21 protein-coding genes are annotated in these 18,961 nt (G+C 65.0%); 9 read left to right on the forward strand and 12 right to left on the reverse strand.

Annotated features, from left to right (window positions below):
* Position 1: 1 nt before the first annotated feature.
* On the reverse strand, positions 2-1,843 hold the full coding sequence (gene feoB / locus IC614_RS10110; protein ID WP_200971268.1) for a ferrous iron transporter B: 1,842 nt from the start codon (positions 1,841-1,843) through the stop codon (positions 2-4).
* Positions 1,840-2,091: a FeoA family protein gene (locus IC614_RS10115; RefSeq protein ID WP_200971270.1), complete on the reverse strand. Its 252-nt coding sequence runs from the start codon at positions 2,089-2,091 to the stop codon at positions 1,840-1,842. Before IC614_RS10115 ends, feoB begins: the two co-directional genes overlap by 4 nt.
* A 220-nt stretch (positions 2,092-2,311) precedes the next feature.
* Between IC614_RS10115 and IC614_RS10120 the strand changes: the two genes are divergently transcribed.
* Complete coding sequence (locus tag IC614_RS10120; RefSeq protein ID WP_200971272.1) at positions 2,312-2,539, forward strand: hypothetical protein; 228 nt, start codon at positions 2,312-2,314, stop codon at positions 2,537-2,539.
* A 3-nt stretch (positions 2,540-2,542) separates the two neighbouring features.
* On the opposite strand, the gene IC614_RS10125 is transcribed toward IC614_RS10120, so the two are convergent.
* Complete coding sequence (locus IC614_RS10125) at positions 2,543-3,214, reverse strand: COQ9 family protein (RefSeq protein WP_226372634.1); 672 nt, start codon at positions 3,212-3,214, stop codon at positions 2,543-2,545.
* Positions 3,215-3,264: 50 nt separating this feature from the next.
* Positions 3,265-4,146: a DMT family transporter gene (locus tag IC614_RS10130; protein WP_200971274.1), complete on the reverse strand. Its 882-nt coding sequence runs from the start codon at positions 4,144-4,146 to the stop codon at positions 3,265-3,267.
* A gap of 116 nt (positions 4,147-4,262) precedes the next feature.
* Here IC614_RS10130 and IC614_RS10135 point away from each other — a divergent pair, with 116 nt between their 5' ends.
* Positions 4,263-5,354, forward strand: coding sequence for an alkene reductase (locus tag IC614_RS10135; RefSeq protein ID WP_200971276.1), 1,092 nt, complete (start codon positions 4,263-4,265; stop codon positions 5,352-5,354).
* A gap of 78 nt (positions 5,355-5,432) precedes the next feature.
* Here IC614_RS10135 and ribH read toward each other — a convergent pair whose 3' ends face one another.
* From ribH to gltX, 7 genes are all read right to left on the reverse strand, one after another.
* Complete coding sequence (gene ribH, locus IC614_RS10140; RefSeq protein WP_200971278.1) at positions 5,433-5,852, reverse strand: 6,7-dimethyl-8-ribityllumazine synthase; 420 nt, start codon at positions 5,850-5,852, stop codon at positions 5,433-5,435.
* Positions 5,853-5,856: 4 nt separating this feature from the next.
* On the reverse strand, positions 5,857-7,143 hold the full coding sequence (gene ribB, locus IC614_RS10145) for a 3,4-dihydroxy-2-butanone-4-phosphate synthase (protein ID WP_200971280.1): 1,287 nt from the start codon (positions 7,141-7,143) through the stop codon (positions 5,857-5,859).
* Positions 7,144-7,191: 48 nt separating this feature from the next.
* Positions 7,192-7,794, reverse strand: a complete 603-nt coding sequence (locus IC614_RS10150; RefSeq protein WP_200971282.1) for a riboflavin synthase — start codon at positions 7,792-7,794, stop codon at positions 7,192-7,194.
* Positions 7,795-7,797: 3 nt separating this feature from the next.
* Positions 7,798-8,775 (reverse strand): bifunctional diaminohydroxyphosphoribosylaminopyrimidine deaminase/5-amino-6-(5-phosphoribosylamino)uracil reductase RibD, encoded by a 978-nt coding sequence (ribD, locus tag IC614_RS10155; protein ID WP_226372635.1) that lies wholly within the window; start codon positions 8,773-8,775, stop codon positions 7,798-7,800.
* Positions 8,775-9,092, reverse strand: a complete 318-nt coding sequence (locus IC614_RS10160; protein ID WP_200971284.1) for a hypothetical protein — start codon at positions 9,090-9,092, stop codon at positions 8,775-8,777. Before IC614_RS10160 ends, ribD begins: the two co-directional genes overlap by 1 nt.
* 52 nt (positions 9,093-9,144) lie before the next feature.
* Positions 9,145-9,816: an energy transducer TonB gene (locus IC614_RS10165; protein ID WP_200971286.1), complete on the reverse strand. Its 672-nt coding sequence runs from the start codon at positions 9,814-9,816 to the stop codon at positions 9,145-9,147.
* A gap of 192 nt (positions 9,817-10,008) precedes the next feature.
* On the reverse strand, positions 10,009-11,346 hold the full coding sequence (gene gltX, locus IC614_RS10170) for a glutamate--tRNA ligase (RefSeq protein WP_200971288.1): 1,338 nt from the start codon (positions 11,344-11,346) through the stop codon (positions 10,009-10,011).
* A gap of 102 nt (positions 11,347-11,448) precedes the next feature.
* Here gltX and IC614_RS10175 point away from each other — a divergent pair, with 102 nt between their 5' ends.
* The 5 genes from IC614_RS10175 to IC614_RS10195 all read left to right on the forward strand — a co-directional run bounded on the left by IC614_RS10175 (position 11,449) and on the right by IC614_RS10195 (position 14,334).
* Complete coding sequence (locus IC614_RS10175) at positions 11,449-12,384, forward strand: ribose-phosphate pyrophosphokinase (protein WP_200971289.1); 936 nt, start codon at positions 11,449-11,451, stop codon at positions 12,382-12,384.
* Positions 12,385-12,396: 12 nt separating this feature from the next.
* Entirely contained in the window at positions 12,397-13,074 is a 678-nt protein-coding gene (locus tag IC614_RS10180; protein ID WP_200971291.1) for an SDR family oxidoreductase, read from the forward strand.
* A gap of 132 nt (positions 13,075-13,206) precedes the next feature.
* Positions 13,207-13,410 (forward strand): 50S ribosomal protein L35, encoded by a 204-nt coding sequence (rpmI, locus tag IC614_RS10185; protein ID WP_200971293.1) that lies wholly within the window; start codon positions 13,207-13,209, stop codon positions 13,408-13,410.
* Between the two features lie 14 nt (positions 13,411-13,424).
* Positions 13,425-13,790 carry a 50S ribosomal protein L20 gene (rplT, locus tag IC614_RS10190; protein WP_200971294.1) on the forward strand — a complete coding sequence of 122 codons (366 nt, stop codon included), beginning with the start codon at positions 13,425-13,427 and terminating at the stop codon, positions 13,788-13,790.
* A 109-nt stretch (positions 13,791-13,899) separates the two neighbouring features.
* The gene (locus IC614_RS10195; RefSeq protein ID WP_200971295.1) at positions 13,900-14,334 is read left to right on the forward strand and encodes a hypothetical protein; all 435 of its coding nucleotides are present in this window, start codon (positions 13,900-13,902) and stop codon (positions 14,332-14,334) included.
* An 84-nt stretch (positions 14,335-14,418) separates the two neighbouring features.
* Here the strand turns inward: IC614_RS10195 and IC614_RS10200 are convergent, their stop codons facing one another.
* On the reverse strand, positions 14,419-15,348 hold the full coding sequence (locus tag IC614_RS10200) for a DUF5996 family protein (RefSeq protein WP_200971296.1): 930 nt from the start codon (positions 15,346-15,348) through the stop codon (positions 14,419-14,421).
* A 58-nt stretch (positions 15,349-15,406) separates the two neighbouring features.
* Here IC614_RS10200 and pheS point away from each other — a divergent pair, with 58 nt between their 5' ends.
* On the forward strand, positions 15,407-16,486 hold the full coding sequence (gene pheS / locus IC614_RS10205) for a phenylalanine--tRNA ligase subunit alpha (protein ID WP_200971297.1): 1,080 nt from the start codon (positions 15,407-15,409) through the stop codon (positions 16,484-16,486).
* Positions 16,483-18,918 (forward strand): phenylalanine--tRNA ligase subunit beta, encoded by a 2,436-nt coding sequence (pheT, locus tag IC614_RS10210; RefSeq protein WP_200971298.1) that lies wholly within the window; start codon positions 16,483-16,485, stop codon positions 18,916-18,918. Before pheS ends, pheT begins: the two co-directional genes overlap by 4 nt.
* Positions 18,919-18,961 lie beyond the last annotated feature (43 nt).

The raw sequence follows: 18,961 nt of genomic DNA on the forward strand, positions 1-18,961 counted from the left end.
CCTAAAGACCTGCCGCGATTGCCAGCCAGTATGTCGTGCCCGCCGCCAGATAGGCAAGGCCGAACAGATAGGCCAGCATGAATGCCGGCCACTTCCACCCGTTCGTTTCCCGCCGCGTCACGGCGATGGTCGACAGGCATTGCGGCGCGAAGACGAACCAGGCGAGGAAGGCCAAGGCGGTCGGCAGCGACCAGCGGCCACGCAGCCTTTCGATCAGCGACTGCTCGGTCTGCGCCTCGTCATCCGATTCGATGGAATAGGCCGTGGCGAGCGCCGATACCGCCACTTCGCGCGCGGCCATGGCGGGGATGAGGGCAAGCGCGATTTCGTGGTTGAAGCCGATCGGGCGCACCACGGTCTCGAGGCCGCTTGCGAGCTTGCCGGCGATCGAACTGTCGAGCGTCGTCTCGCCTTCCTTCGGCTGCGGGAAGGAGAGCAGAGCCCAGAGTATGATCGTCGAGACGAGGATGATGGTGCCCGCGCGCTTCAGGAAGATCGCCGCACGCTGCCACAGGCCGATGGCGACGTCGCGCGCGCTCGGCAGCTGATATTTAGGCATTTCCATCATGAAGCTTTGATGGCTGCCCTTCGCCACCGTGCGGCGGAGGATGGCGGCGGCGGAAAGTGCGCCCACGATGCCCGCGAGATAGAGGCCGAAGAGGACCAGGCCCTGAAGGCCGATGCCGGACCCCACATCTGCGGCCGGGATGAAGGCGCCGATGATGACGGCGTAGACGGGCAACCGCGCCGAGCAGGTCATGAGCGGGGCGATGAGGATGGTTGTGAGCCGGTGCTTCGGATCCTCGATCGTGCGGGTCGCCATGATGCCGGGCACCGCGCAGGCGAAGGAGGAGAGGAGCGGGATGAAGGCATGGCCGGAAAGGCCGACCCGCGCCATCAGCCGGTCCATCAAGAAGGCGGCACGGACCATATAGCCGGTGGCTTCGAGCAGAAGGATGAAGAGGAAGAGGATCAGGATCTGCGGCAGGAAGACGACGACCGCGCCGACGCCGCCCAGAACGCCGTCGACGATCATCGAGCGCAGGAAGGTGTCCGGCATGGCGTCGACCGCCGCGCCCTGCAACGCCGCGACGGCGCCTTCGAGCCAGCCGACCGGCGCTTCAGACCAGGCGAAGACCGCCTGGAAGATGAAAAACATGATAAGCGCGAAGATGATTGGGCCCGCCACGGGATGAAGGGCGATACGGTCGATCAGGCCGGTCGTCCGGTTCCCGGCCGATTCGCCGAGCACGGACGCGCGGGCGATGGCGCGGGCGCGGCGCTGGACGGCAGTGAAATCCTCGTCCGGGGCGCGGGCGCGGCGCTCGGCGGTGACGGCAAGACTCAGCGCTTCCTTCAGGCTGTCGATGCCCCGGCGACGCACCGCGACGGTTTCGATGACGGGCACGCCCAATTCCTCTGACAGGCGGGCGATGTTGATGGTGAGTCCGTCGCGGGTTGCGAGGTCGACCATATTGAGCGCGACCACGGTGGGCAGTCCGAGGCCGATCAGCTGCAGCGCGAAACGCAGGTGATTGTCGAGATTCGTGGCATCAAGGACGATGAGGAGCGCGTCGGGCAGCCTTTCGCCCTGCTGCCGCCCGATCACCACGTCGCGGGTCACTTCCTCGTCCGGGCTCGACGGATCGAGGCTGTAGGCGCCGGGCAGATCGACCAGCTCGACCGGGCGTCCATCGGCGAGCGACAGGCGGCCCGACTTCCGTTCCACGGTGACGCCCGGATAATTGCCGACCTTCTGCCGCGCGCCGGTCAGCATGTTGAAGAGGGCGCTCTTGCCAGCATTGGGATTGCCGACGACGGCGACGAGGGGAATGGTGGTCATTTGACCTCCACCCGAACCGCCCGGGCTTGGGCGCGCCGCATCGCGACCGTCATCCGGCCGATCCGTACCGCCAATGGATCCTTGCCAAAGGGCGCGGCGTGTAGCGCCTCGATCGCGACGCCCTCGTCGAAGCCGAGATTGCGCAGCCGCCGGGCGTCGCCGCCGCTGAGCTGCGGCCAATCGATCGCCGTCACGACGGCGGGCGTCCGGAATGGAAGCTGATCGAGGCTGAAGGACGTGGCGTTCATATTGATGCGAGTGATTATCAATAACTTTCGGCAAAAGCCAGACTTGAGTCGGCAGTCCCGGCGGCTCATTTTGCGGCGGTGGCGGAGCGCTCCACCGCAAATGGCCCCCTCCGATTGACATAGATCAATCCGTTCGAATGGCCGCCATGGCTTTTGGAACAAAGCGGGATGGCGAGCGATTCTAGCCTGCCCTGAACAGGGCAGAAACGAAGGACTGATCATGGCCACCTACCGTCTTTACCTCCTTGGCGACCGTCACCGCGAAATCCGCTCCTACAAGGAATTCAACGCGGCGAGCGATGCGCAAGCGATCGCGATCGCGGAGGATCTGCGCGGGATGGAAACGGTGGAATTGTGGTCGAGCGGCAGGCGGGTGAAGCGTTTCGCGTCGCCCTTTCAACGGCCCGCGACCGCAATGGCGGGCCCAACCCTGCGGATGGCGTCCTAAGCCTTATATCGCGGGGTAGCGCAGGCGGCCGAGAAAGCGGCTGAGGCTCGGCACGCGCTCGCCGCCGCCCTTCCACTGCGCCTTGAACTTTTCGAACCGCATCACGTCGTCGATGCGACGGTCGAGGAAGCCCTTCGTTTCGGCCAGACCCTCGCTCTCGTCGTCCATGAAGACCAGCATCGTCGAGGTATAGAGGGCGGACAGAATGCCACGCTTCGAATAATGGTTGAAATCGGTCGCGGTGTCGCCCGCCAGGCGCCACATGCGGTCCGCCGCACGCCAGGCGAGCTTGGCCGCCGACAGCGCGTTTTGCGGCATGGAGAGGATGGCGAAGGCGCGGCGCAGGGCTTCCTTGTGCGGTGCCATCGCTTCGATCCGGTAGAGGACGAGATCGCGGATGCGCTGGCGGATCTTCATTCCGGCGATCCGCTCTGGCGGGAAAGCGGCCGCCATGCCGCGGTCCGTGGCGTCGAACCAAGCGTCGATCATCTGGACGGAGCCGCCCGGAAAGGCGAGCTTCGCGCGGTCGGCGGGAACGCCGAGTTCCGCGGCCGCCATGGCGAGCGCCTTGTCGCTCCAGCCGTCGAAGGCGGCATTGCCGGGGATGAGCGGCGCGAGCGCATCGCGCAGCTCGTCCAGCGTCATCTCTATGGGCGGAATGAAAGCGCTCGCCATATCGTCTCTCCTTGTCCCCAAGATGAGGACGGCGCGGCCCGCTTGCAAGCTCAGCGGCGGTCGGGAAGGCGGATCAGGACCAGCGCGATGCAGATGAGCAATGCGCCGGCGAGGTCCGCGGCGCCAAGCCGCTCGTCATAGGCCAGCCAGCCGATCAGCGCGGTGACGGCGGGCTGGGTCAGGAGGCCGAGCCCGACGATCAGGGGCGAGAGATAGCCCATGGCGTAGAGGAGCAGGCCCTGCCCCATCACCTGGCTGCCGAGCGACAGGAGCAGCAGGGGCGTCCAGCTGTCCGGCACGACCGCCTCGCCTGCGATGAGAGCGAAGAGGAGGAGCGGCGCGGTTCCCGCCAGCGTCGACAGCGCAAGCACCGGCATCGGCGCCATCGTCCGGCGCGCGCGGTCCATCGCGATCAGGTAGAAAGTATAGAACAGCCCGGCGAGCAGGGCGAAGAGATCGCCCTCGAGATGGTCGGGCGAGAGTTCGTAGCTCGACCCGAACAGCAGGGCCGATCCCGCAACGGCAAGGCCAAGCGCCGCCATTTGCAGCCGGCTCGGCAGGCGGCGCACGAGGAGGAAGCCGTAAAGTGCGAAGATGAGGCTGCTCATATTGCCGAAGAGGGTGGCGTTGGCGAGCTTGGTGCGGACGATGCCATAGTGCCAGGCGGCAAGGTCCGCCGCGAAGAACAGGCCGCCCAGCACGATCATGAGGAACAGCGCGCGCGGCGGCATGATCGTCTCGCGCCGCCCGATCCCCGCGAGCAGGAAGAGGAAAGGCACGGCCAGTGCCAGCCGCCAGAAGCCGGCCGCAACCGGCCCGACGTCGGACAGGCGGACCAGCCACGGCCCGAAGGCGAGCATCAGGTTCGCCGCGATCAAGGCCGCGAAGGCGTATCGGCCCGTCGGAGAGCGAAGCGGCGGGGTCTGGAGCATGTGGGGGTGGCTATAGCAATTCGCCGCCGGGCGAAACGTTGCCTCGCGCCCTTCCGCTTTGGCTCGCCGCTTCCTAAGTGCTGACCTTCCTGTTTCACCGGAAAAGGAGTGCGTCCTTGGCTTCCCTGTTCGATCCCGTCACTTTCGGCGCCGTCACCTGTCCCAATCGCATCGTCATGGCGCCGCTGACCCGCGCCCGCGCAACGCGGGAGCATGTGCCGACCGAGCTTATGAAGACCTATTATGCGCAGCGCGCGGGCGCGGGCCTGATCATCACGGAGGCGACGGGGATCAGCCGCCAGGGGCTCGGCTGGCCCTATGCGCCCGGCCTCTGGACGATGGAACAGGTGGAAGCCTGGAAGCCGGTCACGGAGGCAGTGCACGAAGCGGGCGGGCGAATCTTCTGCCAGCTCTGGCATATGGGACGCCTCGTCCATCCGAGCTTCCTGGATGGGGAGAAACCGGTCTCCGCGTCGGCCACCACAGCTCCCAATAAGGCGCATACTTATGACGGCCGGCAGCCTTATGAAGAAGCGCGGGCGTTGGCGCTGGACGAGATACCGGACATTCTCGACGATTATGCGCGGGCGGCGGGTCATGCGATCGCCGCAGGCTTCGACGGCGTGCAGCTTCATGCCGCCAACGGCTATCTGATCGATCAATTCCTTCGGGACGGCAGCAATCATCGCGACGACGATTATGGCGGCCCGGTCGAGAATCGCATCCGCCTGCTGCGTCAGGCGACGCGCGCCATCGCCGACGTGGTGGGTCCGGAGCGCACCGCCGTCCGCCTGTCTCCGAACGGCGAATCGCAAGGGGTGAACGACAGCGATCCCGAAGCCCTGTTCACCGCCGCCGCCGCGGTGTTGGACGAAATCGGCATCGCCTTCCTAGAGCTGCGCGAGCCACCGCTCGACGGCACGTTCGGCAAGGGGGAACGGGAGCCGATCGCGCCCGCCATCCGCAAGGTCTTCCACGGCCCTCTGGTTCTCAATTCCGACTATAGTGCGGCGCGGGCGGAAGAGGCGCTGAGCGAAGGCGTCGCCGACGCGATCAGTTTCGGGCGGCCGTTCATCGCCAATCCGGATCTGCCCCGGCGCATCGAAAGCGGCGCGGAATGGGCGAAGGACGATCCGTCGACCTGGTACAGCCAGGGGCCCGAAGGCTATATCGACTATCCGGAGGCGGAAGCGGCTGCGGCTGCGTAAGTTGGTTGTGCTCCGGCGGAGGCCGGAGCACAGTGGCGCGGTCGGAGCCGCTGGACCCCGGCCTCCGCCGGGGAACAGCTAAGTGAAGCGCTCTTTTAGCGCCATCATCGCGAGCGCCGCCTTCGCCGCCTCGCCGCCTTTGTCCTTCACCTGGCGGCTGGCGCGGGCGAGGGCCTGGGCTTCGTTTTCGACCGTCAAGATGCCGTTGCCGATGGCGATGCCGTCCATGGTGAGGGCCATGATGCCGCGCGCGCTTTCGTTCGACACGATTTCGAAATGATAGGTTTCGCCCCGGATCACGACGCCGAGCGCGACATAGCCGTCATAGCGCCCGGTTTCGGCGGCGAGCGCGATGGCGCCGGGCACTTCCAGCGCGCCGGGTACCGTGACCGTCTCATGCGCATGGCCCGCTTCCTCGATCGCGGCGCGGGCGCCGTCCAAGAGCATGTCGTTCAGATGGTCGTAGAAGCGCGCTTCCACGATGAGCAGTCTCGCCATGGGATCAGCCTTTCAGGGGGATCGGCCGTTCGCCGACGATGGAGAGGCCGTAGCCGCCGAGGGCCACGGGCGTGTGATGGGTGTTGGTGAGCAGGATCATCTCGTGGACGCCGAGCGCGGAGAGGATCTGCGCGCCGACGCCGTAATCGCGCAGCTGTTCGCTGTCCTGCATAACCTGCTTGCCCGCGCGCTTGTCGAGCTCGTTCGACAAGGCGTTGGACAAGGGCCGGTTGATGACGACGATTACGCCCGCCCCTTCCTCGGCGATCGCCTGCATGGCGCCCTGGAGCAGTCCGGAACGGGGATCGTTCTCGGCGAAGGCGTCGGAGAACATGCTGAGGGCGTGCATGCGGACGAGCGTCGGCTTGCCCGGATCGATCCGGCCCTTCACCAGCGCAATCTGCTCGATGCCGGTCGCCTTGTTGAGGAAGCTCTTCGCGGTCCAGGTGCCGCCCCACCGGCTTTCGAAGGGCGCCTCGGCTGTCTGTTCGACGAGATGATCCTTCTTCAGGCGATAGGCGATCAAATCGCGGATCGTGCCGATCTTGAGGCCGTGGAGCTGGGCGAATGCGATGAGATCGTCCATCCGCGCCATCGTCCCGTCTTCGCGCATGATCTCGCAGATCACGCCCGACGGATTGAGCCCGGCGAGGCGCGACACGTCGACCGCCGCCTCGGTATGACCGGCGCGGACGAGCACGCCGCCTTCGCGCGCGACGAGCGGGAAGACGTGGCCAGGCGTCACGATATGCTCCGGCCCTTTGGACGCATCGATCGCGACGGAGATGGTGCGCGCGCGGTCGGCGGCGGAAATGCCGGTGGTGACGCCGTCCCGCGCCTCGATCGAGGTGGTAAAGGCGGTTTCGTGCCGCGTGCCATTGTTGCGCGACATCAGGCCGAGTTGAAGCTGGTCGACCCGGCTCTTGGAAAGGGCGAGGCAGATGAGACCGCGCCCATGCTTCGCCATGAAGTTGATCGCGTCCGGCGTTGCCATTTGCGCCGGGATGACGAGATCGCCCTCATTCTCCCGGTCGTCGTCATCGACGAGGATGAACATGCGGCCGTTGCGCGCTTCGTCGATGATCTGCTCCGGCGTCGCCATCACGCCGAAGCTGCCGCTGGCGAGGAATTTCTCGAGCTTCAGCAAGGTATCGGCGGTCGGGTTCCAGTCGTCATCGCCGAGTTTGCGCAAAGAGTTGGGGTGAAGTCCCGCCGCCCGGGATAAGCCGGACCGCGACATGCCGCCGGTTGTGACCAGCTCGCACAGTTTGTCGATCAATATCGTGCTCATAGAGGCCGCATATCACATTGGAATGTGATCCAGCAAGACTGATTCACATCAACGACGCAAATCCATCATGCGGCCGAGGTAGCGGGCAAGGATGTCGATCTCGATGTTGAGTTTCCTGCCCGCCACCAGATCGGAAAAGGTTGTCTGGGCGGCCGTATGGGGAATGATGTTGATGGCGAAGCGCACGCCGTCAGCGATATTTTCCACCTCGTTCACGGTCAGCGACACTCCGTCCAGGGTGATCGAGCCTTTGGCGGCGAGATAAGGAGCAATGTCCTCGTCCGCGATCACTGTCATTTTCAAGGAATCGCCGATCGGAGTGACCGCCTCTACCGTGCCGATGCCGTCGACATGGCCGGTGACGATATGGCCGCCCAGCTCGTCCCCGACGCGGAGCGCGCGTTCGAGGTTCAGGCGATTGCCCTCCGTCCACAGGCCCGGCGCGGTGCGGGAGACGGTTTCGGCGGAGAGATCGACGGCGAACCAGCCCGGCCCCTTGTCGACCACCGTCAGGCATACGCCCGAACAGGCGATGGACGCGCCGAGGTCGACGCTGTCCATGGCGTAGCCGCAGGAGATGGTGAGGCGCAGGTCGCCTTTCTGCTCGGCGGCGTCGATGCGGCCGATGTCGGTGATGATGCCGGTGAACATGGGTCAGGATCCTTCGGTCCGGTCGCGCTCGTAGACTTCGAGCCGATCGATGCCAAGCATCTCCGCAGAAACGAAGCGCCAGCGGCGGTGGGCGTCGGCGAGGGCGGTGAGGCCGATATAGCCCAGCGACGACTTGCCCTCGCCGATCAGGATCGGCGCGCGGTAGATGAGCAGGCGGTCGACCAGGTCGGCGGCGAGGAAGGCGGAGGCCGCGCCCGATCCGCCCTCGACCAGCAGGTCGTTCACATCCGCGAGGCCGTAGACGTCCTCGGGGCTCGCGAGCCTTGCCCAGCCTTCAATGCCCTCGCCGCTGGTGAGCAGGGCCTTGCGCGGCGAATAGTCCTCCAGCCCGGGGAGGCGCACGTCGAGACGCGGCGCGTCGGCCGCATAAGTGCCGCGCCCGACAAGAATCATGTCGGACCGCGCGCGTATCTCGTGGACATGGCGGCGCGCATCCTCGCCCGTAATCCATTTGCTCTCGCCGGAGGGAAGCGCGATCTTGCCGTCCAAGGACATGGCGAGTTTCAGGGTGACGAGGGGGCGACCCCGTTCGAGCCGCGTGAAGAATCCCGCCATCGAGGCCGCAGCCGCATCCCGGAGGCGGCCCACTTCAACCTCGATTCCCGCGTCCTGAAGCCGGGCAATACCCTTGCCCTTGGTGCGCGTGTCCGGGTCGCGCGTGCCGATCACCACTCGGTCGACACCGGCGGCGATCAGGAGATCGGTGCATGCCGGGCCACGGGTGCTTTCGTGCGCACAGGGTTCGAGCGTCACGTAGACGGTCGCGCCCGCCGCGGCGTCTCCGGCTTCCTTGAGGGCCACGGCTTCCGCGTGCGGGCGGCCTCCCGGCTGCGTGGCGCCCTTCCCCACGACACGGCCCTGCTTGACGATGACGCAGCCGACATTGGGATTGGGCGCGGTCCGGCCTTGCGCCTGTTCTCCAAGCGCAATCGCGGCCCGCATCCAATCATTGTCGGTCATCAGATGCCGAGCTGCTTCTCAAGCTTCTGGAATTGGCGCTGGCGTTCGGCGGCGCGCTTTTCCTTCGCCGCCTGGTCGATCTTCTGCTGGGCGATAATCTCGGCATCCGTGCGGTCGGCGCGCCAATTTTCGACATAGATGAGCTGTTCGCCCGGCGCGATGTTGGTGCGCGAATCCAGGTAGAAACCGACGAGGATTACGACCGGCATCACGATGGCGAGGATGGCGGCGATCCACTGATGCGGTCTGCGCTCGCGCGCGAAAGCCCTTAAATCGGCGAGAAGCGCCTTGGGCGAAGAGGGGCGGGGAAGAGCCATGGGCGAAAGATAGGGCTGGCGCGGGAGATACGCCAGCCCTTCTTCCCGCCGCTTATCGTTCCATCTGGAAGGTGACGGTCATCACCTTTTCGCTCTCGACGGCCTTGCCATCGACGGCCGCCGGCTTGAAGCGCCAGCGGGTGAGCGCCTGCCGTTCGGTCGCCTTGTAGAAGGCATCACTGGTCGCCGAGATCTTGCGCACTGCCTTCACCCGGCCGTCGGTGCCGATGGTGACGCGAACGGAAACCTTGCCCTCATTGCTCATCCGCTGTTCGGAGGGGGGATAAGGCGGCTGGAGCGCGTCGGCGTAGCGGGGATCGATCTGCGCGGCGACGCGGACCGGCGCTGGGGGCGGAAGGACAACCGGCCCTTTGTCTTCGGGAAGGACAACCTTCTCCCCTGGCATGGCGCCGATAGGCGGCGTCGGGTCGGGGTTCGTTTTTCCTTCTACCGAAGAATTGTTGGGCAGGTCCATCGGCGGCTTGATGGCCTGAAGCTCCGAAGGCGCTGTGGCCTTTTGCTTTTGTGGCTGCTGTTCGGGAATGACTTTGGGGGGGTCGGGCGGGATCGGGATATTTTCGACGGTGAGCCTCGGGATGAATTCCTTGATCGGCATGTCCATCTTCGACAGCGCCAATGCGGTCAGCGCCGCCCCATGCAGGGCGATGACGGCGACAAGGCTCGCTGCATTGCTTTTCCGTGGGGTGAGAAATCCTCCTTCCATCGACTCTCTCCTTCAACGTTCTTCATGACGTTACAACATATCATGATGATATAATGTTTCTTTGGCAAGGGCTTTTGCTTTATTTCGTCATTCCGGCGAAAGCGGAATCCACGAACATTGGCAGCCTAATTAAAAGTCGCCCCGGCATTCATAGACCCCCGGATCAAGTCCGGGGTGACTCAGAGCCATGGATCAGTGCCGGGAGGCCGCCCGGAGGCGAGCGATGCTGCGGTCCTTGCCAATCAGTTTCACGAGAGGCCCCATTTCGGGGCCACTGTCCCGTCCGGTAAGGGCACGGCGCAGGGGGAGGAACAGGGCCTTTCCGCCCCGTCCGGTCTCCGCCTTGAGCGTGGCAGTGAGCGCTTGCCAGGGCGCATCCGACCAGTCGAGCGTTTCCGCGCGACGCACGGCGGCGGCGAGGAAGGCCGCATCCGCCGGGTCCGCTTCGACCGTTACTGGCCCTTCGACGATATGCCACCAGTCGGCGGCCTCGGCGACCGTGCGCAGGTTGGGCCGCACCGCTTCCCAGCCCGCGCGGTCCATGCCGGCGGGCAGGCGGCCGGCGACCTGATCGTAATCGAGTTGGTGGATGATGCGGGCGTTCAAACCCTCCAGTTCCTCCATGTCGAACCGGGCGGGTGCGCGGCCGAACGTGTCGAAGCAGAAGGCCTCGATCAAAGGCGCGGGCGTTGGGACCGCTTCGACCGGCTGGCTGGTGCCGATGCGGGCGAGCTTGGCGATGAGGGCCATGGGCTCGATGCCCGCTTCGCGCATCGTTTCGACGCCGAGCGAGCCGAGGCGTTTCGACAATTTCCCTTCCGAACCCACAAGCAGCGCCTCGTGCGCGAAGGCGGGGACCGGGGCACCTAAGGCTTCGAACATCTGGATCTGAAGACCGGTATTGGTGACATGGTCCTCGCCGCGCACGACATGGGTGACGCCGAAATCCACATCGTCGACCGCACTTGGCAGCATGTAGAGCCAGCTACCGTCCTCGCGCCGGATGACCGGGTCGGAGAGCAAGGCGGGGTCGAAATGCTGGCGGCCGCGAATGCCGTCCTGCCATTCGATCGGCTTGGAATGGTCGAGCTTGAAGCGCCAGTGCGGCTGGCGGCCTTCCTTTTCGAACCGCTCGAAATCGGCGTCGGTAAGGGCGAGGGCCGCGCGGTCGTAGACGGGCGGCTTGCCCCGGCTCAGCTGCACCTTGCGCTTCAGGTCCAGCTCCTGCGCCGTCTCATAGCAGGGATAGACACGGCCCATCTCGCGCAGCCGGTCGACCGCCGTCTCGTAGCGATGGAAACGCTGCGACTGGCGATGCTCCTCGTCCCAGTCGAGGCCCAGCCACTGGAGGTCGGCACGGATCGAGTCCGCATATTCCTCGCGCGACCGCTCCTTGTCGGTATCGTCCAGCCGCAGGATGAAGCGCCCCCCATGCCGCTTCGCCCACAGCCAATTGTGGAGCGCGGTGCGGATGTTGCCGACGTGGAGCTTGCCGGTCGGCGAGGGCGCGAAGCGGGTGACGATGGTCATGCCCCAAGCCTCTAATGAGCGGGGGGCATGTCGGCAACGCCCCTTGCCGCAAGCCCTTCGCGCCGCTTAAAGGGCATCCGAGCAGCCGCACGGGGAAAAGCCATGAAATTGATGTCGGGCAACGCGAACCTTCCGCTCGCGAAGGCGATTGCCGATTACCTCGAAATCCCGATGACCGATGCGGCCGTGAAGCGCTTCGCCGACGAGGAAGTGTTCGTCGAGATCAACGAGAATGTGCGCGGCGAGGACGTGTTCGTCATCCAGCCGACCGCCTATCCGGCGAACGACAATCTGATGGAGCTGCTCATCTGCATCGACGCGCTCCGCCGCTCTTCGGCCAAGCGCATCACCGCGGTCCTCCCCTACTTCGGTTATGCGCGGCAGGACCGGAAGCCCGGACCCCGCACGCCGATCTCGGCCAAGCTCGTCGCCAACCTCATCACCGTCGCGGGTGCCAATCGCGTCCTGTCGATCGACCTGCACGCCGGGCAGATCCAGGGCTTCTTCGATATTCCGACCGACAATCTCTACGCGGCCCCCGTCATGTCGGCCGACATTCAGGCGCGTTTCGCCGGGCGCAACATCACCGTCGTGTCGCCCGACGTCGGCGGCGTGGTCCGCGCCCGCGCGCTCGCCAAGCGTCTCAACAACGCCCCGCTCGCCATCGTCGACAAGCGCCGCGAGCGGGCGGGCGAATCGGAAGTGATGAACATCATCGGCGATGTCGATGGCCGCTTCTGCATCCTCATCGACGACATCGTCGATTCGGCGGGCACGCTCTGCAACGCCGCCGCCGCCCTCAAGCAGGCGGGGGCGGAAGACGTGGTCGCTTATTGCACCCACGGTGTGCTGTCGGGCGGCGCAGTGGCGCGCGTCGAGAAATCGGAGCTGCGCGAGCTCGTCGTCACCGATTCAATCGGGTTGCACGAGGTGGTCCAAGGATCGGAGAAAATCCGCATCCTGACCGTTGCACCCTTGCTGGCCGAAGCGATCAAGCGCATCTCACAGGAAAGCTCGGTCTCCAGCCTCTTCGACTAGGGAGACTCCTTCATGCCCAGTCTGCTCGTTACCGGCGCCAATCGCGGATTGGGTCTCGAATTCGTGCGCCAATATGCGGCCAAGGGCTGGCGGATCATCGCGACCTGCCGGAGCCTGAATGAGGCGGGCGATCTGCGCGCCGTCGACGGCGACATCCGCATCGAGCAACTCGATATGGGGGATCTCCCCGCAATCGCATCCTTCGGCGAACGCCTCGCAGGCGCGCCGCTCGATCTCCTGGTCGCCAATGCCGGAACCTGGGGGCCTGGACGTATCGAGAGCGCGGCGGACGGCGAGGGGTGGCTCGATGCCTTCCGCGTCAATACGGTCGCGCCCGTCTTGCTCGCCCGCGCGGTGCGTGCCGGGCTTAAGGCGGCTGGCGGCACTTTCGTCGCCATTTCCAGCAAGATGGGCAGCATCGAGGACAATATGTCCGGCGGCTACATCGCCTATCGCTCGTCCAAGGCGGCCCTGAACGCCGCCGTCCGCTCCGTCGCGATCGACTGGGCGGATGACGGGATCGTTGCCGCCGTCCTTCACCCCGGCTGGGTCCAGACCCGCATGGGCGGCCAGGCCGCGCCGCTGACGCCGGAGGAAAGCGTCGCGGGCATGCGGCACGTCATCGAGAGGCTCGGCCCCCAGGATACAGGCGGCTTCTTCGACTATTCGGGAGAGGCTCTTCCCTGGTGAGGCCTTGCGCGCTTGCCTCTTCCTCCGTATAGGCGCGCCTTTCCAAGCCATTTGGAAGAATCGAACTGCCCGGCCGGTTAGGGCTGCCGTGGCCGTTCTTAAACGTCGCTTGAAGCGGCAAAGGAGACGAAAATGCCCAAGTTGAAGACCAAGAGCGGTGTGAAGAAGCGCTTCAAGCTCACCGCGACGGGCAAGGTGAAGCACGGCGTCGCCGGCAAGCGCCACCGCCTGATCAGCCACAATGCCAAGTACATCCGCCAGAACCGCGGCACCGAAGTGCTCGCCGACGCCGACACGGCGCGCGTGAAGCTCTGGGCGCCCTACGGCCTGAACTAAGGAGTATTTGAGCCATGGCACGTGTCAAACGCGGTGTAACCACCAAGGCGAAGCACAAGAGAATTTTGGATCAGGCGAAGGGCTATTACGGCCGTCGCAAGAACACGATCCGCATCGCGCGTCAGGCGGTCGAGAAGGCCGGCCAATACGCCTATCGCGACCGCAAGGTGAAGAAGCGGAGCTTCCGCGCCCTCTGGATCCAGCGCATCAACGCCGCTGTCCGCATGGAAGGCCTGACCTACGGCCAGTTCATGCACGGCCTGAAGCTCGCCGGCGTCGACCTCGACCGCAAGGTTCTGGCCGATATCGCGATGCACGAAGGCGATGCATTCAAGGCGATCGTGGCGCAAGCGCGCGGAGCCCTGCCGCAGCAGGCCTAAGCCTTAGCAACGCTTGAAGAATAGAAGGCGCGGAGGGGTAACTCTCCGCGCCTTTGTTTTGAGATTATTATGTGTAGAATGCACCGGTTCGCACTTAGGATACAGTTAAATGTCTAATGAACGGCCTTCTGTAATTGCAATCGAATGCGACGACCATTCGGCGCAATATGTTGGCCATACGGCTGAAGGCCAACAATTCTTCCTTACTACTCCTTTCGAGCCAGGAGAGAGGGAGTTCCTCGCACTCTATATATTTGATGCCGACGGCGCTCTTGCAGATGCCCTTATTGATGATCTCGGGCCGCGTGAATCTATGGACCTTGCACATCGTGACTCACTTCGAGACCAGCGGCTGGCAAGTCTGGGAGAGATTACGTATGGCCGGATCGAAATCTCTCCCTTTTCTATTGATCGGTTCGGAATAACGTTCGGGCTAGTGCCTCGTGAACCAGAGGATGAAGAAGACATATGGGCGGTTGAGGCGCAACCCGGCAATTATATGGCTTTTTTCGAGCCTTGGAATAGTGGCGACTACGATACTTGACACTTTCGCACGAACTTATCAGCGGGCGCTGACGGCGAATGAAATGCCGAACCAACGTCATATTGCTCTATCTCGCGATGAGCGTCACAGGGCGCGCGGCATGGCTGGCCTGCCGAGTTCGCATTCCAGACTGCTTCTATCCCACTTGCCCAGATTAGCAGCCGCCGTGTAAGTGCTCATGAGGAAGTCCATCAGCATGCTTTCCGGATCTCCCGCCTTGCGCACCGCTTCATAATCCAAAACGAATTCCCCCAGCGTTTCCTCATAGCGTGCGGCTTCGGGTTCGATCCACGCGTCCGCAAACCCACTCGGCGCCGGATAAGCATAGGAATAAAAGAGCGGCGTCCCGCCATTGGCGCCGCCCGGCCAGAAGCCCGCGCTTGACACCTCGTGGCTATAGGCTTCGCGGGTGACGCGGTCCGGCAAATGGGGAATGCCGCCCGGATGCGGCGGCGCCTCCCGGCCCGAAAAGCGCGTCACGGCAAGGTCGAAGCTGCCCCAGAAGAGCTGCACCGGGCTGACCTTGCCGAGGAAAGATGAACGAAAGCGCGACAACACGTCTTCCGCCTTCAGCAGGGCGCGGCGTAGGCGGTCGGCGCTTCGCTGGTCGTAAGCGCGTTCTTCATCGTCCTTGCGGAAGGGAATGGCGGGTTCGATTTCGTTCGGCACGCCGACGATATGAACCTTGTGGCCCGCATAGCCGAGCAGCGTCATGACGTCATTGTAGAACACCGAGACCGGCATCGGCCGCAATGGAATGGAGCCGTCCGCGCGATTCCCGTCGATGAGGCGCAGATGATGATCGACCAGGTCGAATTCGAACTCGAACGCGCCGGTCGCCGTGCGGAGCGGCTGGGTTCGGAAGCCGCGCGGGCAGAGGCGGTAGGTGAGGTGCCAGCCGTGATTGCGCCAGGGAAGCGTCGCCAGCGCCACCTTTCCCGGTATCTGGGAAAAAAGGTGCAGGGCGGCGATGGTCGGGGCGTCCTCCGGACCTAGCGGCGGCCATGCGTCCATATCGTCTCTCCCGACGAAGGGTGTTCAATATAGCATAGAAACCCTCTAGGGGGCAGCTATGACCACCGATCTGGACAAATTGGGCAGCGACTGGCTGTCACGCATCGATGCGGCCGCGGACCTTGCCGCGCTTGAGGCGGAACGCGTCGCCGCCCTGGGCAAGCAGGGCGCGATCACCGGGCTGCTCAAGACCCTGGGCGGGATGAGTCCGGAGGAACGGCAAACGGCAGGGCCGCGCATCCACGCGCTGCGCGAAAGCGTGACGGACGCCATCGCGGCGAAGAAGGCGGCTTTCGAGGCAGCGGAACTGGAGCGCAAGCTCGCGACCGAGACGCTGGACATGACCCTGCCGGTCCTTTCCGCGCCGCAGGGCAGCGTCCACCCGGTCAGCCAAGTCATGGATGAACTCGCCGAAATCTTCGCCGATCTCGGCTTCGCGGTCGCGACCGGGCCGGAGATCGAGGACGATTGGCACAATTTCACGGCGCTCAACATTCCGGAAAGCCATCCGGCTCGGGCGATGCACGACACCTTCTATTTCCCTGGCGAGAGCGAGGGGAAGAGGATGCTGCTGCGCACCCACACCTCCCCAGTGCAGATCCGCACGATGACGAGCCAGGAACCGCCGATCCGCATCATCGCGCCGGGCCGCACCTATCGCTCGGATAGCGATGCGACCCACACGCCGATGTTCCACCAGGTCGAAGGCCTTGTCATCGATCGCGGCATCCATATGGGCCATCTCAAATGGACGCTGGAGACTTTCCTCAAGGCCTTCTTCGAGCGCGACGACATCGTCCTGCGCCTGCGTCCCTCCTATTTCCCCTTCACCGAACCCTCGGCTGAGGTGGACGTGGGTTATTCCGTGGAGAAGGGCCGCCGCGTCATCGGAGGGTCGGAAGGCTGGATGGAAGTGCTGGGCAGCGGCATGGTCCACCCCAAGGTGATCGCGGCCTGCGGACTCGATCCCGATGAATGGCAGGGCTTCGCCTTCGGCTGCGGCATCGACCGGCTCGCCATGCTGAAATATGGCATGGACGATCTGCGCGCTTTCTTCGACGGCGACCTGCGCTGGCTCCGCCACTACGGCTTCGCGAGCCTCGATGTGCCCACGTTGAGCGGGGGAGTAGGGGCATGAAGTTCACGTTGAGCTGGCTGAAGGAGCATCTGGAGACGGATGCGAGCCTCGACACCATCCTCGAAACCCTGACCAAGATCGGCCTCGAGGTCGAAGGGGTGGAAAATCCCGCCGAGAAGCTGGCGCCATTCGTCGTCGGCCATGTGCTGACCGCCGAGCGGCATCCGCAGGCGGATAAATTGCAGGTGCTTTCCGTCGACACGGGCGAAGGCGCGCCGGTGCAGGTCGTCTGCGGCGCCCCCAATGCCCGCGCGGGCCTGAAGGGCGTGTTCGGGCCGCCGGGGGCCTATGTGCCGGGCAGCGACATCACCCTGAAGGTCGCCGCAATCCGGGGCGTCGAATCCAAGGGCATGATGTGTTCGGTCCGCGAGCTGGAGCTTGGCGATGCGCATGAGGGCATCATCGAGCTTCCCGAGGATGCGCCGACCGGCGAGAATTATGCCAGCTGGGCGGGCCTCGACGATCCGGTCATCGATGTGTCGATCACGCCGAACCGGCAGGATTGCATGGGCGTGCGCGGCATCGCGCGCGATCTGGCGGCGGCTGGCCTTGGGCGCTTGAAGGCGCTCGCCGAGGCCTATGCACCCGCCGGCGCGCAGCAAGGCGACATGAAGGTTAGCGATCTCGGCCAGCGGATCGAGCTCAAGCCGATTACCGGCGAAGGCCCCGGACCCAACGTCCGCACCGAAGACGAAGCGGGCTGCCCCGCTTTCTTCGGCCGCATTGTATCCGGCGTTGTCAATGGCGAAGCACCCGAATGGATGACGCGCCGGCTGAAGGCGATCGGGCAGAAGCCGATCTCCGCGCTCGTCGACATCACCAATTTCGTGATGTTCGACCTTGGCCGTCCGCTCCACGTCTATGACATCGCGAAGCTCCAGGGTGGCCTCGCCGCGCGCAAGGCGAAGCCGGGCGAGCAAGTGCTGGCCTTGAACGGCAAGACCTACACGCTCGACGAGACGATGACCGTCATCGCCGACGAGGCCCAGGTCCACGATATCGGCGGCATCATGGGCGGCGAGCATTCAGGCGTGTCGGAAACCACCACCGAAGTGCTGATCGAATGCGCCTATTTCGATCCCGATCATATCGCGCGGACGGGCCAGAAGCTCACCCTCACCAGCGACGCGCGCCAGCGTTTCGAGCGCGGCGTCGATCCCGCTTTCCTGGAGGACGGCCTCACCGTCGCCACCCTCCTCGTCCAGGCCCTGTGCGGCGGCACGCCGAGCGAAGTGACGCGCGCGGGCAACCCGCCGACGGCGCCACGCACTATCGCTTATGATACGAACCGCGCGGAGGCCTTGGGCGGCCTCGCCATCGCGCCCGAGCGGCAGAAAGCGATTCTTGAATCCCTGGGTTTCGCCGTCTCGGCCGACTGGCAGGTGACTGTGCCGAGCTGGCGCCGCGATGTCGAAGGGCAGGCCGATCTGGTCGAGGAAGTGATCCGCATCGAAGGCATCGATCATGTGCCCTCGACGCCGCTCCCCTGCGTGCCGGGTGTCGCGAAACCGACTGCCACGCCAGCGCAAATGCTGGAGCGCAAGGCGCGACGCACCGCCGCCGCGCGCGGCCTCAACGAGGCGGTGACGTGGAGCTTCATCGCGGAAAGCGAGGCGGAGCCGTTCGGCGGCAGCGCCTGGATCCTCGACAACCCGATCAGCGAGGACATGAAGGCGATGCGCCCCTCGCTCCTCCCCGGCCTCCTCGCCGCCGCGCGCCGTAACATGGCGCGCGGGCAGGACAGCGTGCGGCTGTTCGAGGTTGGGCGCAGATATCTGGCGGAGGGCGAGCGGCCGACGCTCGGCATCGTCCTGGCGGGCAATCGCCTCGGCCGCGACTGGCGGAGCGGCAAGGCGCAAGGGTTCGACGCCTACGACGCCAAAGGAGAGACTGCCGCGATCCTCGCCGCCATCGGCGCGCCGGTCGACAATCTGCAGGTTCTCGGGGACGCGTCTGGTATCTACCATCCGGGCCGCTCCGGGCGCTTCTGTCTCGGCCCCAAGAATGCGCTCGCGGAATTCGGCGAGCTGCATCCTTCGGTCCTCAAGGCCTTCGACCTGTCAGGCCCGGTCGTGGCAGGTGAAATCTACCTGGACGCCCTTCCGCAAAAGCGCGCGGCGGGCCGGATGAAGAGCGCTTATGCGCCGCCCGCGCTGCAGGCCGTCAAACGCGACTTCGCCTTCCTCGTCCCGGCGGACATGCAAGCCGAAGCCCTGCTCCGCGCGGTGAAGGGAGCCGACAAGCAGGCGATTGCCGGGGTCAGCCTGTTCGACGTCTTTACCGGCCAAGGCGTGCCGGAGGGGCAGAAATCGCTCGCCGTCGAAGTCGCGCTCCAGCCGGGAGAGAAGAGCTTCACGGATGAGGAATTGAAGGCGATTTCGGAAAGGATCGTCGCGGCGGCGGCCAAGCTGGGCGCGCGTCTGCGAGACTGACGTGACAGCCTAAACCGGCCGATGCGATTTCTGCTTGCTGTTA

The sequence above is a fragment of the Sphingosinicella flava genome (assembly GCF_016025255.1).
Lineage (GTDB): Bacteria > Pseudomonadota > Alphaproteobacteria > Sphingomonadales > Sphingomonadaceae > Allosphingosinicella > Allosphingosinicella flava.